This is a genomic window from Halorhabdus sp. BNX81 (assembly GCF_029229925.1).
GTDB lineage: Archaea > Halobacteriota > Halobacteria > Halobacteriales > Haloarculaceae > Halorhabdus.
Window position 1 is genome coordinate 2,682,981 of the sequence record NZ_CP107254.1, and the last position, 22,288, is coordinate 2,705,268.

At 66.2% G+C, this 22,288-nt stretch carries 20 protein-coding genes; 4 read left to right on the forward strand and 16 right to left on the reverse strand.

Annotated features, from left to right (window positions below; genetic code table 11):
• Nucleotides 1–2: 2 nt before the first annotated feature.
• The 4 genes from HBNXHr_RS13575 to HBNXHr_RS13590 all read right to left on the reverse strand — a co-directional run bounded on the left by HBNXHr_RS13575 (nt 3) and on the right by HBNXHr_RS13590 (nt 3,525).
• Complete coding sequence (locus HBNXHr_RS13575) at nt 3–662, reverse strand: metallophosphoesterase family protein (protein WP_275882555.1); 660 nt, start codon at nt 660–662, stop codon at nt 3–5.
• Between the two features lie 121 nt (nt 663–783).
• On the reverse strand, nt 784–1,314 hold the full coding sequence (locus tag HBNXHr_RS13580) for a hypothetical protein (protein ID WP_275882556.1): 531 nt from the start codon (nt 1,312–1,314) through the stop codon (nt 784–786).
• A 31-nt stretch (nt 1,315–1,345) separates the two neighbouring features.
• Nucleotides 1,346–2,116 carry a 23S rRNA (uridine(2552)-2'-O)-methyltransferase gene (locus HBNXHr_RS13585; protein ID WP_275882557.1) on the reverse strand — a complete coding sequence of 257 codons (771 nt, stop codon included), beginning with the start codon at nt 2,114–2,116 and terminating at the stop codon, nt 1,346–1,348.
• Between the two features lie 143 nt (nt 2,117–2,259).
• Nucleotides 2,260–3,525 (reverse strand): tRNA(Ile)(2)-agmatinylcytidine synthase, encoded by a 1,266-nt coding sequence (locus HBNXHr_RS13590; RefSeq protein ID WP_275882558.1) that lies wholly within the window; start codon nt 3,523–3,525, stop codon nt 2,260–2,262.
• A gap of 182 nt (nt 3,526–3,707) precedes the next feature.
• On the opposite strand from HBNXHr_RS13590, the gene HBNXHr_RS13595 reads away from it, so the two are divergent.
• The 3 genes from HBNXHr_RS13595 (at nt 3,708) to HBNXHr_RS13605 (ending at nt 7,174) form a co-directional block, all read left to right on the forward strand.
• On the forward strand, nt 3,708–4,673 hold the full coding sequence (locus HBNXHr_RS13595; protein WP_275882559.1) for a transcriptional regulator: 966 nt from the start codon (nt 3,708–3,710) through the stop codon (nt 4,671–4,673).
• Between the two features lie 69 nt (nt 4,674–4,742).
• On the forward strand, nt 4,743–6,119 hold the full coding sequence (locus HBNXHr_RS13600) for a UDP-N-acetylglucosamine 2-epimerase (protein WP_275882560.1): 1,377 nt from the start codon (nt 4,743–4,745) through the stop codon (nt 6,117–6,119).
• Between the two features lie 77 nt (nt 6,120–6,196).
• A complete protein-coding gene (locus tag HBNXHr_RS13605) occupies nt 6,197–7,174 on the forward strand; it encodes an AAA family ATPase (RefSeq protein WP_275882561.1) in 978 nt (325 codons plus the stop codon).
• Here HBNXHr_RS13605 and HBNXHr_RS13610 read toward each other — a convergent pair.
• The 12 genes from HBNXHr_RS13610 to HBNXHr_RS13665 form a co-directional block, all read right to left on the reverse strand.
• Nucleotides 7,171–8,691, reverse strand: coding sequence for a hypothetical protein (locus HBNXHr_RS13610; RefSeq protein ID WP_275882562.1), 1,521 nt, complete (start codon nt 8,689–8,691; stop codon nt 7,171–7,173). The genes HBNXHr_RS13605 and HBNXHr_RS13610 overlap by 4 nt on opposite strands.
• Nucleotides 8,691–10,019, reverse strand: a complete 1,329-nt coding sequence (locus HBNXHr_RS13615) for a DUF58 domain-containing protein (protein WP_275882563.1) — start codon at nt 10,017–10,019, stop codon at nt 8,691–8,693. Before HBNXHr_RS13615 ends, HBNXHr_RS13610 begins: the two co-directional genes overlap by 1 nt.
• Complete coding sequence (locus HBNXHr_RS13620; RefSeq protein WP_275882564.1) at nt 10,016–10,699, reverse strand: hypothetical protein; 684 nt, start codon at nt 10,697–10,699, stop codon at nt 10,016–10,018. The genes HBNXHr_RS13615 and HBNXHr_RS13620 overlap by 4 nt, the downstream gene beginning before the upstream one ends.
• Nucleotides 10,696–13,479, reverse strand: coding sequence for a transglutaminase domain-containing protein (locus tag HBNXHr_RS13625; RefSeq protein WP_275882565.1), 2,784 nt, complete (start codon nt 13,477–13,479; stop codon nt 10,696–10,698). The genes HBNXHr_RS13620 and HBNXHr_RS13625 overlap by 4 nt, the downstream gene beginning before the upstream one ends.
• Nucleotides 13,480–13,674: 195 nt before the next feature.
• Nucleotides 13,675–13,929: a glutathione S-transferase N-terminal domain-containing protein gene (locus HBNXHr_RS13630; RefSeq protein WP_275882566.1), complete on the reverse strand. Its 255-nt coding sequence runs from the start codon at nt 13,927–13,929 to the stop codon at nt 13,675–13,677.
• A gap of 101 nt (nt 13,930–14,030) precedes the next feature.
• Complete coding sequence (locus HBNXHr_RS13635; RefSeq protein WP_275738076.1) at nt 14,031–15,431, reverse strand: NCS2 family permease; 1,401 nt, start codon at nt 15,429–15,431, stop codon at nt 14,031–14,033.
• Nucleotides 15,432–15,499: 68 nt separating this feature from the next.
• Nucleotides 15,500–16,246, reverse strand: coding sequence for a phosphoribosyltransferase family protein (locus HBNXHr_RS13640; protein WP_275882567.1), 747 nt, complete (start codon nt 16,244–16,246; stop codon nt 15,500–15,502).
• A gap of 116 nt (nt 16,247–16,362) precedes the next feature.
• Nucleotides 16,363–16,893: an orotate phosphoribosyltransferase gene (pyrE, locus tag HBNXHr_RS13645; RefSeq protein WP_275738080.1), complete on the reverse strand. Its 531-nt coding sequence runs from the start codon at nt 16,891–16,893 to the stop codon at nt 16,363–16,365.
• 75 nt (nt 16,894–16,968) lie between these two features.
• Nucleotides 16,969–17,547 (reverse strand): PH domain-containing protein, encoded by a 579-nt coding sequence (locus HBNXHr_RS13650; protein ID WP_275882568.1) that lies wholly within the window; start codon nt 17,545–17,547, stop codon nt 16,969–16,971.
• Between the two features lie 56 nt (nt 17,548–17,603).
• The gene (locus HBNXHr_RS13655; protein WP_275882569.1) at nt 17,604–18,773 is read right to left on the reverse strand and encodes a hypothetical protein; all 1,170 of its coding nucleotides are present in this window, start codon (nt 18,771–18,773) and stop codon (nt 17,604–17,606) included.
• The gene (gene hisI, locus HBNXHr_RS13660) at nt 18,770–19,186 is read right to left on the reverse strand and encodes a phosphoribosyl-AMP cyclohydrolase (protein WP_275738086.1); all 417 of its coding nucleotides are present in this window, start codon (nt 19,184–19,186) and stop codon (nt 18,770–18,772) included. Before hisI ends, HBNXHr_RS13655 begins: the two co-directional genes overlap by 4 nt.
• A gap of 78 nt (nt 19,187–19,264) precedes the next feature.
• Nucleotides 19,265–20,293, reverse strand: a complete 1,029-nt coding sequence (locus HBNXHr_RS13665) for an A24 family peptidase (protein ID WP_275882570.1) — start codon at nt 20,291–20,293, stop codon at nt 19,265–19,267.
• Between the two features lie 135 nt (nt 20,294–20,428).
• Between HBNXHr_RS13665 and HBNXHr_RS13670 the strand changes: the two genes are divergently transcribed.
• On the forward strand, nt 20,429–22,195 hold the full coding sequence (locus HBNXHr_RS13670; RefSeq protein WP_275882571.1) for a histidine kinase N-terminal 7TM domain-containing protein: 1,767 nt from the start codon (nt 20,429–20,431) through the stop codon (nt 22,193–22,195).
• The last annotated feature ends 93 nt before the right edge of the window (nt 22,196–22,288 follow it).

Here is a 22,288-nt window from a genome sequence, read left to right on the forward strand (position 1 = left end):
TGTCACTGCCCGCGTGAGAGGCGCGTCCCGACCCGCCGCGGGAGCCCGGCCTCCTCAACGGCGTCCATCACCGCGCCGACGTCGTAGCGCACACGACGCTGCTCGACGGTCATCGCGTCGAGATCGACCAGTGCGTAGGCCGCGCCCGGATCGCCGTCGCGTGGCTGGCCGACGCTGCCAGGATTCAGGACGATGCCGTCGCCGTATTTCTCGTGGCTCTGGACGTGCGTGTGACCGAGCACCAGGACGTCCTCCTCGCCGAGCAGCCCCGGACTGAACTCGGAAGGATGGGTGTAATGATCGGGGTTGTCCGGATGGCCGTGGACCATCTTCACCCGGCCGTCGAACAGCATCCGTTCGGTCGGCAATGCCCCGAGCCATTCCCGTTGTCCATCCGAGAGTTGCTCGCGTGCGTGTTCGACGCCGGCCGCCGCCATGTCGTTGAAGCCTGGGTACTCACCTGTGGCGACCGCCCGGTCGTGATTCCCCCTGACCGTCGGCACGTCGCGCTCGCGGATCCAGTCGACGCAGAACCCGGGCCAGGGATTGTACCCGACCACGTCCCCCGCACAGACGACGGCGTCGACCTCGGGCATGTCCCCCGCGACGGCCTCCAGTGCCACTTTGTTCCCATGCATGTCGGCGATGACGGCGATACGCATACCTCCATAGAGGGACCGGGGGGTCTTCAAATCGGTCGGTTTGATCGCACATTCACTCGACGGGAGCTGTCCCCGTGGACGTGTCACGTCGACAACTCCGCTCAGGAGTTCGTTTCTGTCGTCAACTGGCCCCCTGCGTGGATTGTCCGTCTTCTGTCCCACAGTCCGTTTCGTAGCTCCGAACGACCAATTCGCCGCTCGGCGTGATCCGCACCCGTACGTTAACGCATGGCATGTTCTCGTCAGGGTGGTCGAGTTTGTTCCACTCGATCCCGTTCGCGGACGACGTTCGTCCCGTCCGCTCGCTATCGACGCGGGCGCTGACCGTGAACGTGATCGGTTCGTCGGGAAGGGCCACGTCCAGAGTCGTGTAGTTCTCGCCAGCGTCTTCCTGAGAAACGTCCTCCCCGGCGGGCCTCCCTGCAAGCTGATGGGTGTCCCAGTACCGGATCCCACCGTTGATCGAAACCACGACCTCGATCGTGTGTGGCGTCCCTTCCTCGAGGTTCTCTATGATGAGTTCGTTCAGGCGTAGCTTCTCCGTCTTCGCGTCGGTCTCGTCGCCCGAGGTCGAACAGCCACTGAGAGCCAAGGGGACCGAGACGCCGAACCCCTGGAGGAGTTGTCTCCGCGAAAGAGCGGATCTCTCCATGAAAATTTAAAAAATACCTGCTCAGTTAAAGTTACTGAACGGGTTGGGCGAACCCGTACTGGGGCTTGACGTCGTCGACGCGAACCGTGACCGTCTCGCCCTCCTCGACACCGGCGACGAACAGCGTGAATCCCTCGACCTTCGCGATCCCGTCGCCCTCCTCGCCGGTATCGACGATCTCGACCTCGACCGTATCGCCCTCCCGGACGGGGGCTGTCAGGTGATGTTTGGCCACGAGATAAAGTTCCGAGGAGGAATCCCGCGAGGCATCGGGCCGGACCTCCCGGACGTACTCGAACTCTCCCTCGATGTCGCTTTTCAAGTCATCCAGATCACGACCGTCGAAGACCTTCACGACGAGGTCGCCGCCGGCCCCGAGAACGTCCAGAGACACCTCGAACGCCTGGCGGGCGAGGTGGACCGACCGGGCGTGATCGAGGTCGTACTCGCCGGTGACGTTCGGGGCCATGTCCGAGAGCACGAGGTTGGCCTCGCCAACGGCGTCGGTGATGGCTTCGACCGTCGATTCGTCGGTGATGTCGCCGCGGATCGTCTCGACGGGAACGTCAGGATCCTCCAGCGGGTCGATGCGCTGGCGGTCGACGCCGACGACGCGGCCGCCGTCACCGAGGCGCTCGGCGGCGACCTGGAGCCAGCCACCGGGGGCCGCGCCCAGGTCGACCACGGTCCGCTCCGCACCCAGTAAGTCGGCCGTCTCGTCGAGTTGCCGGAGTTTGAACGCCGAACGGGCGCGATAGCCCTGCTGTTTGGCCCGGTTGTAGTACTTGTCCTTCCCGCTCATGGGAAACTCACCGGGTTCCGTGTCGTCGTTCGGCGGCGAATCGACGGCGAATCTGCGTTCATACACGGAGAGACGCCGTCGACGCGGAAAACCACATCGGATGGGGTCGAGACGAGAGCGGATGGATTGGCGTCCGCTATCGGTCACCGCTCGGGATGGACGGGCGCGTCGTACCCGCCCCTGACGAGCGGTTTGGCGATGTGTCGGCGGGCACACGGCGGGACCTCGTACCATCCCACCTCCAGCTCGCGGTCGATTTCACGCTCGGCTTTCCCGGCGGCCGTCGTGCCACAGTCCCGGCAGCGATAGCCCTGTCCCCGACCGGCGCTCTCCATCGTCCGACCGCAGTCGGGGCATGTTGGCGTGACGCGCTCAGTCTCGACGAGATCACGGACGGCGAACTTCTCGAGTTTGAGCGTGCCGTCGCCGACCTCGCCACAGACGGTGACGCGGTCGCCGACCCGAAGCGCGCGAACGCGGTCGCGAAAGCGTTTGGTCGGCTCGAAGGCGGCGCAAGGCAGGTCCTCGCCACCTTCTCCAGCGATCGTGAGGAAGACGTGGCCGCCCTCGCGGGTCTCGGGCGGTTCGGTTACGGTTCCGGTCACCCGGTAAGCCCGGCCGTCCCGAACGGTCTCGACTGCCCCCTTGCGCAGGTGGGCGTCGGTCCCCTGGTTGGTGACGAACAGGGCGGTTCGCTCGATGGATTCACTCTCGATGTCGGCGGCGACCTCGCGGACGACGTCGGCGTCGTCACCGCGGATGCCGTGGAGGATCGGCCCCGGCGCGTGGGGAACGCAGACGAGTTCGCCCTCGTCGCGGTCGACGGTGTCCCAGGCGTCGGGATAGCCCGCTTCGGCGGCCGCGAAGACGGATTCGGCGTCGACCTCGCGGGGTGTCCCCCGGCGGTCCACCTCGCGATAAGAAATATGCTCGTACGTCCATTCGTCGAACGCCCGCCAGGCCCCGAGCGCCGCGAGCGCACCGATCAGCCCGCGGCCGTTGCCCGCCTCCAGGGTGTCGTACTCAAGCCGGTCGATCAGGGCGCGGGCGTCGGCGACGTCGTGAAAGTCCCGGACGGCGTCGCGAGCGAAGTCGCCAACGGCTTCCGGGACCTCAGCCGCCGACTCACTCGTGAGGACGACGCCGGGGTTCGTGCGTGGGTCGTCAGTCTCGGCCAGCGGGAGTTCGTCGCGGACGACTTCCCGGGCGGCATCGACGGGTGCATCGGTGTGGATCGCGAGTGCGGCGTTCCCTCGTGTCTTGTGCTCGACAGCGGGATTCAGCCGGACGAGTACCCGCCGCCGGAGCGCCCAGTCAGCCGCCAGTCGATCGGCGGTCCGGGCGGCGAGGTAGGTCGTACACATCCCCGCCGTCCGGGAGTCCGTGTCGTCGATACCGATGACTGTCACGGCCGATCGTACCTCACGGGCGAACTAACGGGTTTCGACTCCAGGGGGGGGACGGGCGGGCCGCCCACCACGGCAAGCCCGTCGAGCAACTCTAGTTCAAAGAGGAAAAACGGGCAAAGACGGCGTTACGAGCCGGCGGAACGCATTTATAGCAGGATCACATTACATACAGTAGCAAACTTATGTCACGGTCGGCACTGGTCGGTAACGTCATCGCCATGCTGGAGGACGCGGGATTCCTCGTCAGCGACCGGTGTGCGATTCGACCGAAGAGTTTCGACATCGCGGCTCGCCGGGGGGAGGACACCATCCTGGTGAAGATCCTCGGCAACATCGACGCCTTCGACGGCCACACCGGCGCTGAGATGCGACGCCTCGGGGAGTATCTGGAGGCGACCCCGCTGGTGATCGGCCTCCGGACACGTGACGAGGAGCTCAAGCCGGGCGTCGTGTACTTCCGCCATGGTGTGCCCGTCTTCAGCCCGAACACGGCCATGGACTACTTCGTAGAAGAGGTCCCGCCGCTCATCTATGCGGCCCCAGGCGGGCTGTACGTCAACATCGACAGCGACATCCTCGCCGACGCCCGCGAGGAGCGCGACTGGAGCCTGGGCAAGCTCGCCAACGAACTCGGCGTCTCCCGACGGACCGTCTCGAAGTACGAGAACGGGATGGACGCCAGCGTCGAGGTTGCGGCCGCACTCGATGACCTCTTCGATAAGCCACTCACCTCACCGGTCAACGTCCTTGAGGAGGGCGAGGACGTCCGGGAGGACGACTCGATGCCAGACGAACCGGAGGTCGATCCCGACGACGAACAGCTCGTGACAGTGCTGACTCGCGTCGGGTTCGACGTCCATCCGACGAACCGGGCACCGTTCAAGACCGTCAGCGAAGACGAAGACGACGGCGAGGCCGATCGCATGCTCACGGGTCACTCGGAACTCAACGAGGCCGCCAGAAAGCGCGCCCGGATCATGGCGTCGGTCGGCCGGGTCACGGGTGCCCGATCGGTCTACGTCGTCGAGCGCGCCACCCGTGAGTCCCTGGAAGGGACGGCCCTCGTCGAGGAGGAGGAGATGGACGACATCGAGGTGGCCGAGGAACTGCGGGAGTTGATCCGCGAACGCAGCGAGAAGCCTGCCTGAACCGGCGATTTCTCTTCGTCCCTACCGAGAACCGGAACGCACTACCCCCTGGTCCTCCCAGAGGGTCGTATGCCCGGCGACCTGACGATCTACGACGATCGCCTCGCCCGCCAGATGGACGCGGGGGAGTTCGTCCTCGCGGTCGTGACGGCGACCAAACCAGACTTCTACAAACAGGCCCCCGTCGTGACGGCCGCCCGCGAGGCCGGCGTGCCCACGTTCGTCCTCCACACCGGCCAGCACTACGACGACGTCCTCGGCCACGGCCTCGCCGAGTACGGCATCGAGGATCGCGTCGCCGTCGACCTCTCGATCCGTGGCAGTCTCTCAGAGAAGACGGCCCAGGTCCACCGTCGGATCGACGAACTGACCGACCACCTCGCCGAGAAGTGGCCCGACACGACAGTCTTGCCGATCGTCCACGGCGACACCCACGCCGCCGGCATCGTCCCGCAGGCGTGGTTGTTCGCCACGAACCAGGCCGTCGCCCACAACGAGGCGGGCCTCCGGGGGATGTCGCCGGACTTCGAGAGCCACGCCGATCCCGAAGCCTTCGTTGAGGCCCAATGGAACGGCGAGTGGTCGATCAACCGCGCCGAACCCTTCCCCGAGCAGTACGACACCTTCGTCGGCTCGGCGGGCTCGATCTACCAGTTCGCCCCCGTCGAACTCAATCGCGAGCACCTCCAAAACGAGGGCTACCCCGCAGAAGTCGACGGACAGGAGCGCATCCCCGTCGTCGGCAACAGCGTCGTCGACGCCATCGAGATGAAGCGCGATGCCGATCTCGAAGAGAGCATCTTCGACATCTATCCCGTCCTGGAGGAACGCGACGACTGGATCCGGGTGGACATCCACCGCCGGGCGAACCTCCTGCCCGACCGCTTCGAAGCCATCGTCGAGGGCGTCATCGGCCTGGTCGAGGCCGGCTACAACGTCAACTTCGTCGAGCTGACCGCGACCGAACAGGCCCTCAAAGAGTACGGCTACCGCGAGAAGCTGCTGGAGCTCGCCGAGAACCGGGAGAACTTCCTCTTTACCGGCCTCTGGAAGAAACACGCCCACGTCTACGAGTTTCTCACCTCCGGGCAGTGTTTCGCGGAGTTCACCGACTCGGGCAGCATGCAGGAGGAACTCAACTACATCGACGAGGCGATCTGCCTGACGGCGCGGTTCAACACCGACCGCCCGGAGACAGTCTTCGAGGCGAAGACGAACCTCCTGGTGCCGCCGATCGACGGCGAGTTCGTCACCGACATGATCGAGTACGTCGCCGAGACCGACACCGTCCGCGAGGAGATCCAGACCGGGCCGAACCTCTACGGTGGGGATGTCGGCGAGACGATCGTCGAGTTCCTCCAGGAAAAGCGAGCCGAGTCGACGTTCGACTGGGCGCACGACCGCGTGGGCTTCTCGACGAGCGAGCAGGACTTCGAGTATCTCTGAATCGAGCGCATCGCCGTTCCCGAACGCGGACAAACGGTCGGTACACATAAGGGCCGATCGGCTATAGCGATAGGCGAATGGGTACTTCCTTGCGTGCCGAAGAGGCGACCGAGGCGATCGACGCCGTCATCGACCGGATCGGGAGTGCTGTCATCGTCGAACGGGAGTTCCTGGAGACGGTCGTGACTGGACTGCTCGCCCGTGGGCACGTCCTGCTCGAAGACGTGCCGGGGACCGGCAAGACACTGACAGCCGTTGCGCTCGGCGACGCGCTCGACCTGACGTACAACCGGATCCAGTTCACGCCCGACCTCCTGCCGAGCGACATCACCGGCACTCACGTCTATGACGAACACGAGGGCGAGTTTCGCTTCCAGCGCGGCCCGGTGTTCGCGAACATCGTCCTGGCCGACGAGATCAACCGCGCCCCGCCGAAAACCCAGTCGGCGCTACTGGAAGCCATGGACGAGGGACAGGTGACCGTCGGCGGGGAGACCTACGACCTCCCGGAGCCGTTTTTTGTGATCGCGACCCAGAACCCGATCGAACAGGAGGGCACCTTCCAGTTACCCGAAGCCCAGCGGGACCGTTTCGTCGTCAAAACGTCGATGGGCTATCCCGACCGGGCGGGCGAACTCGAACTCATCGACCGACGGGCGGGCCGGACCGCGATGATGCCGACCGTCGAGTCAGTCGTCACTGCGGAGGAAGTCACACAGCTCCGATCGCTCCCGGAACACGTCGACATGAAGACAAACGTGCGTGAGTACCTCGTCGATCTGGCACGGAGAAGTCGGGAGGACCCACGTGTCGACGTCGGGGTCTCCCCGCGTGGCATCCAGCGGTTCTTCGAGGCCGCCCGGGCACGGGCGCTGGTCGCGGGACGGACGTACGTCGCCCCCGATGACGTCAAGGCCATCGCCCCCGCGGTCATGACGCATCGACTGGTGTTGACCGCCGAAGCCGGCATCCGCGATGTCGAGGCGAGCAACGTCGTGGCTGACATCCTCGATAACGTCGACGTCCCCGGCGCGACGGCCCAGGCCGAGGATTAGCCACGAAGTGCGACGAGCAACACGAGCGAGGCGGCAAGCGTCGCGAGGACGCCGACGAGCGTCCCCCCGGGCACAGCGAGATCCGAAAGCGTATTCGAATACAACAGCCACGCGACGGCCATCCCGGGGAGGGCAACCGAAAGCGCGGCGACGGTGTGAACCACGTCGAGGTGAAGCGCGCCCCGGGCCCCGAGTTCGGCACGCGTCGTCACACCGCGTTCGCTCGCGTTCCAGGCGACGATCGACAGTGCCACGCCGGCGAAGACGACGACCGGCCCGCCACCGGCGACGCCGACCAGGATCGTCCCCACGGCGAGGCCGGCACTGGCGATCGCCCCCCCACCGTTGCGGGCCGGAACGTAACTGACGCCGCCGGCACCGACCAACATTGCAAGCAGGACAGCCAGGAGGAACACGGCGACGGCGACGGCAGCGAGCAACGCCCCGGCCGGTGTCAGGGCGTCGAGTAGGGAGGCAGCCGACGGGCGATACGTCGCCGGCACGTCGGCGAGCAGGCCCGCCACGAACGGCGAGGCGAACCAGGCGGCCACGATCACGACGACCCCGCCGAGGATCGACGGGATGAGCCGCCGCAACAGGCCGGTCACGCTACCAGTCACCCGCTGGAGCCCACCGACGACGAGGACGATCGCCCCGAGCGCGAGCGTGACGGCAACGAGCGCCCGACGAAGCGGCTGATTCTCCAGCACTGAAAGCACCGGCTGAATCGACTCCATCGCAAAGACACCCGCATCCGGGTCGGTTGCAAAGCCGAGAGCACTGAGGAACGTCACCGCGACCACGGCTACCGTCGCCGATCGAAGCACCGAGTCGGCACGGTCGAGACCCGTTTCGAGTTGCGGCCGGCTCGACCGACCGGCGAGTTCGACCAGCGGCAGGGCCGACAGCGTTCGACGGCCCATCACGAGGCCGCCGGCAACGATGAGCCAGAAGGTAACCAGCGCGACCCGCGGATCGGCCGGCCGCAGGAACGGATCGGCGGCCGCCGACAGGTCGCCGGTCGGCAGGTCGAGCGCGTCGAACCGGAGGGCAACCAGCAGTCCCAGCGCCGCGACGAGGACGATCTCGGTGGTGATGGCAGTCTTCCAGAACCGTGCGACGGCACCGTCCCCGATGCCGTCGGTGATCGTTCCGAGGACTCCAAAGGTACCAGCACTGGCAGCGACGGCCACACCGACGTGAGCAAGCAGCGCACGACCGACGACAGGGACACGAAACCCGTCCCCAAGAGTGCCCAGTACTCCATCGAATATCGCCAGGCCGAACCCGCCGACCAGCAGGACGGCCGTCACGGGGACGAACAGGGTCGAAACAGCCCGTCGAAGTGGCGTCTCACCAGCGCTGAGAAGGACCGCAATACCGAGTGTGCCACCGGCGAGCGCGGACACCGCCGTTGCCCGCATCGAGCCACCGGCTCCCACCAGTAACCACACACCGGCACTGACCGAAAGCCCCATCACCAGCGTCGCAATGCGGGTCGTTCCGGACCCCGCCATCACCGCACCCCCGTTTCGAGCGTTCGTGCCAGCGCGATCGGGAGTTTCTCTTCGCGTGACCAATCGACGACGGCCGCCCCGAGCATGCGGAGTTGATCGATCCGGCCAGCCCGCTCGACGGCGGCGACCCGACCGCCGACCGTCCCGGGAGCCGTCTGGGGCGAGAGCACCGTGACCGCATGGTCCTCGGCCCGGAGCTGTTCGACGAGGTCGACAACGGCGTCGTCGGTGACCGGCGAACACAACAGCACCTGCGCGCCGGCCGGGAGCTGTGCCCGGAGGCGTTGAAACTGCCGGCCCCCGTCGGCAGCCGCCGTCGGCTGGTCGGTCCCGGCCGCCCCGGCATCGGCCGCGGTCGCCCGTTGGTCGGTCGTCTTCGTCCCCGTCGCGGCGGCGTTGAACACTGCCCCGGCGTGGGCGGCAAACGACGCGCGTTCCTCGACGCCGACCCACGCGGGCGGCCCCGTCCCCGTTTCCGGATCGGCGATCCCGAGCGCACCCGCCGAGACGTGATGCCCCTCGCCGGCGAGCACCTCGACGGCGAGCGTCGCGGCATACGCCGACAGCGTCGCGCCGGTCGGCTGTGTCTGTGTGGCCGCAACGTGGGCGGGCGGCCGGCTGTCAGTGATCACCGCGATGTGTGCAACACGTTGCTCGCGATACTCCACCGTCGAGAGCGAGCCGGTCCTGGCGTACTGGTTCCAGTCGATCCGTTTGACCGGGTCGCCGGGCTGGTACTCGCGTGTCGCGTAGAACTCGATCCCCGGGCCGCCGGTGTCGGTCGCCAGTTGGCCGGCATACGCGGTGGTGTCCTGACGGATCGGCACGTCCTCGATCGCGACACGACACTCGAAGCGATCCTCGCCGGACGGCTCGACGGTTTCAGTCGAGCGGCGAGTCCCGCTGAGGTTGCGTGCCCGGAGGGTAACCGGGTCAAACTGGTAGACACCCCTGTCGGCGACGAGTGTATAGGTTTGTGAGAGACTCGCCCCGGACCGAAGCGACCCGCCACCGATGGGTGATCCCGCCGTGACGCCGAGTTCGTCCGGGACGCCGTCGACGAACCGGAGATCGGGGATCGCCCCGTCGCCGACGTTCTCCACCGTGAGGGTTACCTCGACCGGTTGGCCGGGCAGCGGCGTCTCCGGGTCGAGGTCACGCCGGACGCGAACCTGCTCCACCGAGGGACTGCGGGCAACGGCACCCTGGAGGACGAACACGAGCGGGAGCGTCGCGGCGATCACCAGCATGGGCGTCGCCGTCACGATCCCGGCAGCGATCAGTATGATCGCATACGCTCGCATACTCCGGAAGCGTTCGACCCTCATTCGTCCTCACCCCTGCCGGAAACCACCGACTGAAGCCGTTCGAGCCGGCTCGAAGACCGGTCCGGCGGATCGTAGTCCGAATACCGCTGGGCACAGGCAGCCTCGACAGCCCGCAACGTTCGACGGGCCCGGCGCTCGTAGGCCCGGCCCGGGTATAGCCACGCGTACAGCCGATGGACCAGCGGATAATCGACCTCGTCCGTCTCCGTGAGCATCGCGGCCGCGAGCGGGTCCCCGGTCCACTCGCCGCGATCGACATACTCGATTGCCGTCTCACGGTCGCCGAACTCGGCGGCGTAGACGTCAAGGAGGACGTCCCGAAGTGGCCCGTCGAGTGAGCCCCCGGAGAGCGACGCCGCACCGTCACGCCACGCCTCGAACTGCTGAGTGAGCGCGGCACCCGCCAGCCGGACATCACGGTCGGGCGTCTCGACGTCAGCGTCGACGAGCCGGGCCGATCGCGTCGTCGTCCGCCAGGACCACGACGAAAACAGCCCGAGGATGCCGACCATCACCCCGACAGCCACGAGGAAAAACGACGGGTCGAGGTCCCCGATGGCGGTCTGGACGGCCTGCTGGACGGCAGGAGGTAACGCCTCCGGGGCGTAGCCGATCAGGACGGCAAACCCAAGCGCCAGGAGGGCACCGAACCCGACGGCGATCCGCGTACCGGATGTCATTCGTCCTCACCCGCCCGAATCGAGTCGAGTGCGTCCCGAGCGCGTTCGATACGGGACTGATCCGGCTGCTCGCCACCGTACTCCGCCCGTCGATACAACGCCGTCAGATATCGCACCGGCCGCTCGGGCAATCCCCGCGCGACCGCACGCCGGCCGATCTCCCCGGGAGTCCGTGTCGACGGTCGCGACGGCCGGACCAGCGAGACGAACTGCCGCCAGAGGGCCCGCAATCCCGGCGGTGCACGCACCTCGTCGTCGGTCCCGTCTTCGGTCGTCGCCGCACCGGCGGCCCGAGCCGACTCCTCGCCGGTCTCTGCCTGTGACCCGACGCGCCGGAAGAGCCCCCGAAGCCACGCGAGCAGTCGTCGCGGGTCGAGGAGCCACAACAGCCGCCGCCAGGTCTCCGGGTGAAGCACTGACAGCGACCGAAAGGCCGTGAGGGCCTGTCTGAGAGTTGTCCCGAGGGACTGGGCGGCGCTGACGATAGCAGCCGAGAGCCGAAGGAGCGCATCCACACCGAACCGCGAAAGGGAGACGATACGGGTCCAGATCGACTGCAACGAGTGGCCACGGAGATGCAGGCCGACGAGCACCGCCACGACGGTCGAAACGAGCGCGGTACCGCCGCCGACGGCATTCGCATAGAGCCCGCGAACCGTCGTTTCGGCGGTCGATCCCCCCGGGCCAACGCCGGCGACGGTGACCGAATCGGCGATCGGGAACGTCACCCCGAGCGTGCCGTTGTCATCCGTGCGGCCCACTGGCGTCGAGTCGGCGGCCCTATCGGCAGACGATGGGCTGACTGAAACCGGAACGTCGGCGATCGGCTCGCCCTGTCGGGTGGCCGTGACCGTCGCCGGACCGAATGGAAGCGGGATCCCCAGGGACGGGGACACCGAGAGGGAGATCGCCTGGCTGTCCGTCGGCTCGGGTGTCGTCGGCTCGGGGGTTCGGGACGGTTCGGCGACAATGATCGTGGTGTTCGCGCCAACGGCTCCGCGAGTCGCAGTGACACGGTAGTCGCCCGGCGAAAGCGACGCGACGGGGAGTTCAAAGTGGCCAGTCGCGTTGGTCGCTCCGACACCCGTTCCGTCAACTGATACCGTCGCATTCCTGACCGGGACGTCCTCGACCGTGACCGAGAGCAGAGCCGCGTCGCTGACCGGCTGGTCGTCGAGGACGGCGATCGTCCCGTTGGTTTCGGCAAAGTATGTCTCCGCGGACTCGTTGCGGCCGTCCTCAGTCTGGCGTCTCGATCCCTGGAGACCGGACATCAGTCCGAACTGGGCCACGGACCCCGGGCGGGGATCGAGGGAGGATCGGGTGGACATCGCGGCCACCGGTGACGATCCCACCGGGGATGGCCCGGGCGCACGCCGGGAGCCGACCGCGACACGCTGCTCGTCGTCCCGATCGTCGTACTTGGTTCCCGACCCCGGCGGTCGTGCCACGATCGTCACGTTCCGGACGTACGGCAATCGGGTCGTGATCCGCCCGTCCGAATCCGTCCAGCCGACGTGGTCGCCTGCCACGAATACCGGCGCGCCGACGACGCTACTGTCGTTTTTCTCGACGGTGACGGAAACCGGTGCCCCGGCCACGGCCGACCGGTTCAGCGAAATGTTGTAGGGTGGCTGGGGGATGTCGACGGGGAGGTCACCCGACGCCGTGGGTTCGAACGTCACCCAGCCGACGTCGGGGAAGTAGACTTCGACCCACGCGTGGCCCCTGTCGCTGGTGACGAGATACTGGTTCTCGTTGACCTGCTCCCCGCCGGCGAACCCGACGGCGTATCGCGCCGGAATCCCCTGGCTCCGGAGCATGACCACCATCGTCGTCGCGAAATGCTGACAGTAGCCCTTCTCGACCTCGAAGAGGAACTGGTCGGCGATGGGTTCGTCAGTATCGATCGAGGTGTTCAGCGAATAGGCTTTGTTCGTCCGAAGCCAGTCACGGACAGTCCTCGCGGCGTCATAGGGTGTCCGCGAATCGGCCGTCAACCGCCGGGTGAACGATTCGACCCGATCGGGCGTCTCGGCCGGCAGTTGGGTGTACGTCTCAATGATGGAGCCCGGGTACGACCGCCCGGCAGCCCGCAGTGTCGACGGATCATCGGGCGGCGTGGCACTCCGGGCCTCGTAGGTGGTCCCCGACGGCAAGGGCTGTGTGCTGGTGATGCCACCGACAGTCGACGCTTCGAGACGGCCAGCCGTCGACGCGTTCGAGAGAGTCACCGTGTCTGGCTGCCAGGCCGTCGGCAACGACCCCGCCCGGGTCAGCAGTTCGATCCGATAGTCGAACGTGCGGCCATCGACCGTTCGATTGTCGTACGGAATGCCGGCCTCGACCGGCCGGGTCTCGACCGATCGGGTCCAGCCGGTGCCCGTATAGCCCATGTACGCCGTCTGGCGCCAGTAGGTGTCCCGGGACGAATTGACGACGAACAGCGGGGTCTTTTCGAGCCCATCGTCCGGATCCCGACCGCCGGCGACCGGGAGCTCCGACGGCGATTGGGAGAGACTGAGGCCGGAGCCGACGGGCGAACCGGCCCCGGATTCCGCAAGCGGAGTATCCTCACCGCTGTCGGCGGGCGTCGTGGCACCGCCCGAACCGCCCCCTTGACCGCCACCAATGCTCTCCGAGAGATCGGCCCCGCCGAGCATGTCGAAAACATCGAAGACAGGCAGGAACGCGGCCGAGAGGACAACGGCGACGACCGTGAGAACGACGAACACTGCCTCACCAACCGCCGGACCGTCGGCCGAGTTGTCCTCACTCATTCAGATATCATGTGGTTCCATGCCGCCGGTTGTAAAGGTTACCGCCGGAGTCGGTCGATCTCTCTAATGAGAACGAAGACACATCGCAAAAATGTCATCCAATAGAAATGTATGAGTCTGGCTTGTGGCTACTCGTCACCCCGGTCGAAAACCGTCATGAAAACCCGATCGACAGGCGCAACAGGCCGAGGCGGTTCACGCGCCGCTGCCGTACGTTTCTTCGAGATAGTCGACGATGTCGTCGCTCTCGGGCATCCCTTCGACCCCGTTGTCGTTGTCGACCAGAACGGGGACGCCGCGCTGACCGCTGACTGCCTCGACTTCGTCGCGGGCGCTCTTTGCGGCGGGAACCATGTGGGACTCGTATTCGAGGTCGAGGTCGTCGAGTTTCTTCGTGACTTTCGCACAGAACGGACAGCCGTCCAGTTCGTAGAGTTCGAGGTTCGACATGTCCCATCCAACAAGCGGGAAATAAAAGAGACCGTCGGTGTCGGTTGTTCTCTCCCGTGTCTCCAATGTCGAGTCTCGATTCGAGCCCGTTCCCGTCCCGGTCAGACGAGGACGCGGAAGCGAACGGCGAAGTACCCGATACAGACCAGTGCCATGATCCACTGAGCGGGATGGACCTCTTCACGCCGATCAGCAGCGAAGGCGACGATCGGGTACGTGAGAAGCCCGGCAGCGATACCGTAGGCGATGCTCTGGGTCAGCGGCATGATGATGATGGTCAGGCCGGCAGGGACGGCGTGGACCGTGTCGCCCCAGTTGATATCTGTGATGTTTTGGAGCATCATCACCGCGACGACGACCAGCGCGATGTACGGTGCGAACGACGGGATCACATCGAGCAGCGGCACGACCGGCAGCGTAATGAGGAACAGCCCGGCAACCACCAATGCCGTCATACCCGTTCGACCCCCCTCGCCGATCCCGGTCGAGGATTCGATGTAGGTCGTAACGGTGGAGGTACCCAATATGCCGCCGACCGTTGTCCCGACGGCGTCAGCCATCAGCGGCTTGTTCATCTCGGGGAGGTTCCCCGACTCGTCAGTCAAGTCGGCAGCATGGCCAAGACCAGTCAGTGTCCCGGCAGTGTCGAAAAAGTCAACGAAGAAGAACGTGAATATCACGAGTGCAAACGCCAGCCCCTCAACGTTCTGTAGCCCGTCGACGAACGCGAAGGCGAGCGGTGAGATATCGAAGGCCGCGAAGTCAAAGGCAATGTTGTCGAGACCCGGCGCAAGCGTCGCCGTTTCAACGAGGAGGACGTCCTCACCGCCGTTGCCTGCCGGCATGACGCCAAGCGCAGAGACGACGTATGCCGCGACGCTGGTGGACAGAATCCCAAGAACGATCGATCCCTGGATATCGCGGGCCCACAGCGCGAAAGTGACAATGATGCCGGCGACGGCGAGGATAGCGATCGGATCAGTGCCGATCAGCGGATTGATCGTCTCCGTCTGGGTGATGACCCGCATCTGTTCGAGCCCCAGCAGTGCAAGAAACAACCCGATACCCGCCCCGATGGCGAGTTTGATCGGTTCCGGAAACAGTTTGATAACATACTCTCGAGCCCCGACTGCCGTCAGCCCAATAAACAGGAGGCCTTCAATAAGGACAGCAGCGAGTGCCGTCTCCCAGGGGATTTCCAGTTGTGTGACAACCACCACGAAAAACGCGTTCAAGCCCATTCCTGGCGCCAGGCCGAACGGTAAATTGGCGTAAAAGGCCATGACGAGCATGGCTGCGACGGACGCGATGATCGTCACGACAGCCAGCATCTGGAACGTGTTCTCCCCTACGCTGATTGCTTCTGAGAGTACCGCAGGATTCACGACGATGATATACGACATCGCCAGAAACGTCGTAATCCCCGCGATGATCTCCGTCCGGAGGTCGGTGCCGTGCTCCTCGAACTCGAAGTAATCGGCGAGTGTGTCTGTTACCGCCATGTATCTAACACATTCGACTACCTTGCACAGCGACGACTTAATGCTTTATATAGTTACGGAACAAGTATTCACGTTCGTGGATACATATCGGGTTCGCTGGCTTCGGGTAGCCTCGTGAACGCGACGACAGGGGCCCCAGTCGACTCGCGGACGGTATCGAGGCCGTCCTCGCCGACGGCGATCAGCGTGAACACGCTGGAAACCACTGCGCCGGCACGGTCCGCGAGATCGAGCAGGAGCTGTTGGGTGGACCCCGAGCGGACGAAGTCATCGACGAGCAAGACGTCGTCACCGGCATCGAGGGCGCTTGCTGGCAACGAGTAGGTGATCTCGATGCCGGGTGTGAGTCGCTGGCGGGCATCGATAAACTCCGAAACGCCGGTCTCGCGGGACTTCTTCGCGTAGACGACCGGGACGTCGAAATGACGGGCCATCGCCCCCGCGATCGTGATGCCGTCAGTCGCGGCCGTGAGCACCGCGTCGGGGCGCTCGAAGTCGAACGTCTCGGCGGCCACGCCGGCGACGAGGTCGAGCAGCGGCTGGTCGAAAACCACGTCAGTATTATCCACGTATCCGTCTTCGTTCCGTTCGATACGGGATTCGATCTCGGCGGCGAGGGTCGTGCGGCCGAGGTCCTCGACGATCTCCCCGGCACGCTCGACGCCCGGCAGGACGTGGCCGTTGACGTACCGGTTGAGATCGCTTGCCGACAGCCCGGTCTCGGCGGCGAGTTCGTCGTAGGTCCGACTCGCCTTCAGCCGCCGGAGCACCGAGACGGCCCGCAACTGGAGGGTGGTCTTTTCGAGACGCTTCATACATGTCCACTGTCACGTCCCGACCGTGAATATTTCGATAGTAACAAGGCGCGATCTATACAGGATCGTCGGAACACTCACGGGTGAATCGGGGGGTGACGGGCCGTCAGGGGGCGTCAGGCCTCGCCGTCGACATCCGCGAGCAGTTCCTCGGCAGTCACCAGCGATTCGAGTTCGATGTCGTGCTCGGCCAGATTTTCACGAGCCCCCTCCTGGCGGTCCACGACGACCAGCACGCGGTCGACAACTGCGCCAGCCTCCCGAAGCGCCTCGACGGCGTCGATCGCACTCTGGCCGGTGGTGGCGATGTCCTCTAAGACGACGACCTCCTCGCCGTCGTCGAGTTCGCCCTCGATGAGGTTGCCCGTCCCGTACTCCTTCTGTTGCTTGCGGACGATCACGTAGGGCGTATCGGTCTCGGCGCTGGTGACGGCCACCAGCGGGACCGCGCCCAGCGCGACGCCGGCGAGTTTCCGCCCGTCGAGTGCCTCGGCGAACGCCTCGGCGATCAATCCGAGACAGGTGGGATCGGTCTCGAAGACGTACTTGTCGACGTAGTACTCGCTCGTCCCGCCGTGTGAGAGTTCGAACTCGCCGTAACGGACGGCGTCGGCATCGCGTAACGCGTCGATGAGCGCCTGAGTCATATCCGTGCGTGCGTGACGGCGGGGGTAATAGCCATCGGAATCCGACGGAGGTGCCAGTTGACCGCCCGGGAACCGTCACTCGAGTCGCTCGCGAATGGCCCGCACCTCATCGAGGAGCGCATCCAGGGTCGCTTCGTCGGCCGTCCCGGTATGTGTGGTGCCGCCAGTCCCCTCCGGTTCGGGTCCCCCCTCCCGGACGGATTCGAGAATCTGTTCACGGAGTTCCTCGTAGTCGGCGACCCCCTGTATTGTCAGTTCGGCCGTACTCTGTGCGCCTTGCCCGGCGGTCTGAATGGCGACGCTGCCGACGCCAAAGCGGCGGGTGATCGGTCCCTGTTTGGTCTCGGCGTTCGTGATCCGCGAATAGGGGACGGTCGACTGGCTGTGCCACCAGACGCCGCCGCGGGACTCGATCTCGTCGTCAGTCAGCCGGAAGCCGACCGACCGGGCGTACGCGGCCGACCACCACCAGATGAACGCAAGCAGACCGATCGTCAGGCCAGCCAGCCCGGCAGGAACGTACCAGGGGATGTCTTCGGCGAGGGCTGTCACGGCGATCGGAATACCCATCGTCACCACCAGCGAGCCGACGAGATACGTCCGATACAGCGTGGCCAACGCGTCGGGGCCGAACCACTCGTGTCGTTGTCGCATGACCGCCGGTACAACCGGAGGGATCATAAGACTACACTGTCGCCGTCGAGCGGCCCTCAGCGCTCGGGATGCGCCTCAAGAGCCGCAGTAAGCTGGTCACGTTCGTCTCCCAACGCAGCCAGTTCGGCCTCGACGTCCCCCCGTGCGAGACGATCGCGCTCCGCGTCGGTGAGTTGCTCGCGGGCGCGGATACTCTCGCGCAGCCGCTCGTAGTCGCTCGTCCGCGCCAGCCCCCGGACCGTCCGGAGTTTGGTGACTACCGCCTCGGGTGCGATCCGACCCACGAGGGCGATCAGTTCCCGACAGCGCCATCGGAGTTCCTCGGCGGCGGGTGGCGGCCAGGAGACCTCGAGCGGGCCGGAATCGAGCCGCCGAAGGTACGTCTGGTGGGTGGCGACGTTGCGCTTGAGCCGTCTGGCGTCGGGGACGTAGTGTTCGAGTTTCGAGACGGAGTAATCAGCGTATTCGAGCAGCGTCGGGATCGGTTCCGTGCCGGCCTCGCTGTCCGTGACGTACGCGACCAGATCCTCGGGTGGCAGTCGATAGTTGACCAGCGGATAGGCCGCCGTCGTCTCGGCGAACGCCAGCAGTTCCCGGGCCGAATCCTCGTGTTTGCGGCGGTCGAACGCCTCGGCGATAGCCTGATTGTACGCCTCGATCGGCTCGCGAAGGGTCTCGACGGGCGCGTCGAGATCAGCGTCGCCGAGTGCGACCAGGTCCTCGAGTTCCGCAATGCGAGCCGCCAGTTCGCGTTCGCGAACGGCCACGTCGTGGCGGGCCTCGCGGTATCGTTCGAGCGTCCGCTCGCGCTCCTCGAGGCGTTCGACGAGGTCCCCGATGGGCTCCAGAGCCGCACGCGCCGTCTCGAAGTCCGCGCTCTTGAGCCACTTCTGGTGCATCGTCTCGTCGACGGTCTCGAAGGCCTCGCGATGATCGATGTCCTCCGGGAGGGTCTCGACGAACCTGGCGATCTCCTCCTGGAACTCGATGAACGCCTCCATGTCGACGTCCGTCTCGCCGTCACTGGTGACCTGCGCCTCGTAGCGGTCCAGGAGACCGGCCATCTCCTCGTAGTGCTCCCGGAGTTGCTGCAGTCGGTTCTCACCGGCCGCCTCGACGCGATCACGTGCCTCCTCGTGGGCCGTCGCCGCCCGCTGAAGCGCCGTCACAAGCGTCTCGACGGACGGTTCGTCCCCCTCGCCCGGGTCAGTCGATTGCGTGCTCATTCGTAGACATCATCGGGATCGAAGACCCGTTCGCCGACGACCTCGCCGTCGATCGTCCGGTGGAAGCACGATCGGAAACCGGTGTGACAGGCCCCGCCGTCCTGTTCGATCAGATACAGCAGTGCGTCGCCGTCGCAGTCGACCCGGATCTCCTCGACGTGCTGGACGTTCCCGCTCGTTTCGCCCTTCTGCCAGAGTTCCTCACGACTCCGGGAGTAATAGTGTGCCAGGCCGGTCTCGCGGGTCCGGTCGAGTGCCTCCCGCGTGACGTAGGCAAGCATCAGGACATCGCCCGACTCGGCGTCCTGGGCGACCGCCGGCAGGTACTCGTTGTCCGCGAAGGCGAGATCGACGTCGGGGACATCGTGGGCGTCACTCGCAACCATACCCGGAAAGACGGCGTCTCCGCGCATAGGCCTTTTGTCACGGGAACCGGGCACGTCCGAGAGCGCCCGGAGGGCCCACTCGCCCAGCGATCGTGTCGCGCCGGATCACCCAAGCGCCCCGATCCCGACGGCTTCGAGCACCCAGAGCAACATGTCGCCGGCGACCAGACTCACCACGAGCCCGCCGAACATCGGCACCAGGAACGGGATGCCCGGCGTAATCCAGACGGTGTCGCCCTTGGCGAGTACTTCCAGTCCCTCCCGCAACTCCGTCGGCGTCGTGCCGTAGGCGGAGTGTTCGATGTCCGCGAAGAACGCCTCGGCTCCCCATGGGTCCTCGAACTCCCCGCCGTCGGTCTGGGTCGTTCCGTCGTGCTCAGACTGCTGGATCGGCCCCTCACCGTCCGGTGGGATCGACCCGTCGCCGGGATCGTTGGGGTCGTCGGGAAGCGACGCCGGATCGCGGTAGGCGTCCGGATCGGCACGGAGTTCGGACAGCGAGCGGCCGCGCCAGGTGAGATACATCCGGAGTGCGTCCAGGTCGAGGCCACGACGGGTGAACCCGTCGGGCGTCTCCAGCAGGCGGCCGTACTCCTCGGTCGCCGCCTCGGCGGCGATCGGCCGGCCGATGACCATCGCTTTGTCGATATGGCCACCGAGAGCGTTCCGGACGGCGAGTGCGAGGGGATACGCAAGCCCGACGAGGACGGCGTTCGAGAGGATCGTCAGCGCGAAGACCCCAAGCGACGGCCGGATCGCCGGCAGCGCCATGTCCGCGACGAGATACGTCGGGTAGGTCGGAAAGAGGATCGCGAGGACGATCAGCGCCTTCGCGTCGGCACCGCCGAACCCGCCCATCCACCAGAACGCGTACGCGAGCGGGACGAGCAACCCGAGGCTGAAGGCGACCTGGAAGACGAACAGGGCCGGCGTCGGCGCGAGCACGCGCGGATCGACGACGAGACCGTCCGTCCAGACCAGCCACGCGTCCCAGACCAGCAGGACGACGCCGAGACCGGCCAGTGGGAGCCAGGTGCGGTTCGGGACGCGACGCGTACGCACGTCACGCCAGGCCGCCCACCCGAGGACGGGGACGACGAGCAACCGCAGCAGATCCGGAAGCGTCGCGTTCACACTCGTCACTCTCGGGGGCGGGAGTTAGCCCTTGTGGAACTGCCCCCACCTGGTCGCCCCCACAAATCGCGGCCCTCAGTTCACTCCCCGGGTACGTCCCAAGAATATTATAGCAGTGCGACAAAAACGGGGTCGATGGAAGCGTCGCTCTACGTGGTCGCGGTTCTCGTCTCCAGCGGCCTCGCCGTTTCCGTGGCCACGTGGCTGTGGTCGCACGATCTGGACCGCGCCGCGCGGGTGTTCGCGCTGATGCTGTCGCTGTATCCGCTCGTGGGGCTGTTCGTCGTCGGCGAGATCGTCGCGACCGATCGGACGCTCGCGATCGCGTTTTTCGTCCTTCACGCCGCGGTCGTCGCCGTGATCGTCCCGCTGTGGTTTCTCTTCGCGATCCGCTATACGGACCGCGGGCACTGGCTCACGCGTCCCCGACTCCTGGCGTTCGGGGGCTTGCTGGCGGTCCTCGCCGCCATCCAGCTGACGGACCCGATCCATGGCCTGGTCTACGAGTACGCGATCACCACCGACCCGTTCCACCACGTGGCCGCGACGCCGACGCCGCTGTTTCCGATCTTCGCGCTCTTCCAGACGGTCCCCTATCTCGGCGCGATGGGGCTGCTGGGCTATCACGCGGCGGTCGAAGCGCCGGCCAAGCGCAAGCGGACGCTGGCGCTGATCGTCGGGTTCCTGCCCCCGCTTTTCACCGTCGCCGGCTGGAACGCCGGTGTCATCCCGGGGCCCCTCGACGGCGCCAGCAACATCGCCTCGGCGTGGTCGCTCGCGTTCGTCGCCTGGGCGGTGTTTCGCTACCAGCTGTTCGACATCCTTTCGCTCGCCCGCAAACGCGTCTTCGAGGACCTGCGAGATCCGATCGTCGTCGTCGACCCCGACCGCCGGATCCTCGATGTCAACCGGGCGGCCGTCGGGACGTTCCCCGCCCTCGCTGATGCCGACAGCGCGAAACTGGAGGAACGCCTCCCGCCGATCGTCGAAGACGACACGATCGTCCAGTCGTTCACGGACTACGGGGAGGAGTCCCGCGAGTTCGAGGTCAGCATCTCCCCGCTCGTGACGGCGGGAGACACGCAGGGGTACGGACTCGTGATCCGGGACGTCACGGCGATCAACCGACAGATCCGGGACCTCAAACAGCAGTCCGCACAGCTCGAACGGTTCGCGAGCACGCTGTCGCACGACCTCCGGAACCCGCTGAACGTCGCCAACGGGCGCTCGGAGCTGGCACTCGAAACGGGCGACCTCTCGCACCTCGAAGCCACACTCGACGCCCAACAGCGCATGGGCCAGATCATCGACGACGTCCTCGCGCTCTCCCGGGAGGGCCGCACGATCGACGAACCGGAACGAGTCCGGCTGAAACCCGTCTTCGAGGACGCCTGGGCGTCGACGGCGACTCCGTCCGCCACCGAGGAGATCGAACCGGACGCGGACGTGGTCGTCTACGCCGACCCCGGGCGCCTCCAGAACGTCTTCGAAAACCTCATCCGCAATGCGGTGGAGCACGCCTCACCGACGGCCGACGACGGGGCGACCGACGACGAGCCGTCGGACGACCAGCCGGCCGGTAGGGACGCGACCGGCGTGACGATCACGCTCGGCCGCCACGCCGAGGGGTTCTACGTCGAGGACGACGGCCCGGGCGTGCCGGCGGACGAACGCGAGCGGGTGTTCGAGTACGCCTACACGACAGAGGAGACCGGTACGGGTCTCGGGCTCGCCATCGTCGACGCGATCGCGAGCGCGCACGGCTGGTCGGTGAGCATGACCGAGGGGTCCCGGGGCGGTGCCCGGGTCGTGTTCTCCGGGGTGGATATCGTCGAGGCGGGGCCGGAGGCTGTCGAGGAAGTGCCCGGCGTAGTCACGGACGGTCGAGAATCGACAGGGTGAGTGCCCGGGTCACGCCCGAGGCACTCGCCTGTTTGGCCTGTCGACTCCCGGCAGACGGTCGCAGTCGCTGATCGCGTTAGGATCGCAGAAAGC

Excerpts from the sequence above, each read along its gene's own strand:
- HBNXHr_RS13575 (WP_275882555.1), bottom strand. The coding sequence starts at position 662 with ATGCGTATCGCCGTCATCGCCGACATGCATGGGAACAAAGTGGCACTG.
- HBNXHr_RS13580 (WP_275882556.1), bottom strand. The coding sequence starts at position 1,314 with ATGGAGAGATCCGCTCTTTCGCGGAGACAACTCCTCCAGGGGTTCGGC.
- HBNXHr_RS13585 (WP_275882557.1), bottom strand. The coding sequence starts at position 2,116 with ATGAGCGGGAAGGACAAGTACTACAACCGGGCCAAACAGCAGGGCTAT.
- HBNXHr_RS13595 (WP_275882559.1), top strand. The coding sequence starts at position 3,708 with ATGTCACGGTCGGCACTGGTCGGTAACGTCATCGCCATGCTGGAGGAC.
- HBNXHr_RS13600 (WP_275882560.1), top strand. The coding sequence starts at position 4,743 with ATGCCCGGCGACCTGACGATCTACGACGATCGCCTCGCCCGCCAGATG.
- HBNXHr_RS13605 (WP_275882561.1), top strand. The coding sequence starts at position 6,197 with ATGGGTACTTCCTTGCGTGCCGAAGAGGCGACCGAGGCGATCGACGCC.
- HBNXHr_RS13610 (WP_275882562.1), bottom strand. The coding sequence starts at position 8,691 with ATGGCGGGGTCCGGAACGACCCGCATTGCGACGCTGGTGATGGGGCTT.
- HBNXHr_RS13615 (WP_275882563.1), bottom strand. The coding sequence starts at position 10,019 with ATGAGGGTCGAACGCTTCCGGAGTATGCGAGCGTATGCGATCATACTG.
- HBNXHr_RS13620 (WP_275882564.1), bottom strand. The coding sequence starts at position 10,699 with ATGACATCCGGTACGCGGATCGCCGTCGGGTTCGGTGCCCTCCTGGCG.
- HBNXHr_RS13625 (WP_275882565.1), bottom strand. The coding sequence starts at position 13,479 with ATGAGTGAGGACAACTCGGCCGACGGTCCGGCGGTTGGTGAGGCAGTG.
- HBNXHr_RS13630 (WP_275882566.1), bottom strand. The coding sequence starts at position 13,929 with ATGTCGAACCTCGAACTCTACGAACTGGACGGCTGTCCGTTCTGTGCG.
- HBNXHr_RS13635 (WP_275738076.1), bottom strand. The coding sequence starts at position 15,431 with ATGGCGGTAACAGACACACTCGCCGATTACTTCGAGTTCGAGGAGCAC.
- HBNXHr_RS13640 (WP_275882567.1), bottom strand. The coding sequence starts at position 16,246 with ATGAAGCGTCTCGAAAAGACCACCCTCCAGTTGCGGGCCGTCTCGGTG.
- pyrE (WP_275738080.1), bottom strand. The coding sequence starts at position 16,893 with ATGACTCAGGCGCTCATCGACGCGTTACGCGATGCCGACGCCGTCCGT.
- HBNXHr_RS13650 (WP_275882568.1), bottom strand. The coding sequence starts at position 17,547 with ATGCGACAACGACACGAGTGGTTCGGCCCCGACGCGTTGGCCACGCTG.
- HBNXHr_RS13655 (WP_275882569.1), bottom strand. The coding sequence starts at position 18,773 with ATGAGCACGCAATCGACTGACCCGGGCGAGGGGGACGAACCGTCCGTC.
- hisI (WP_275738086.1), bottom strand. The coding sequence starts at position 19,186 with ATGCGCGGAGACGCCGTCTTTCCGGGTATGGTTGCGAGTGACGCCCAC.
- HBNXHr_RS13670 (WP_275882571.1), top strand. The coding sequence starts at position 20,429 with ATGGAAGCGTCGCTCTACGTGGTCGCGGTTCTCGTCTCCAGCGGCCTC.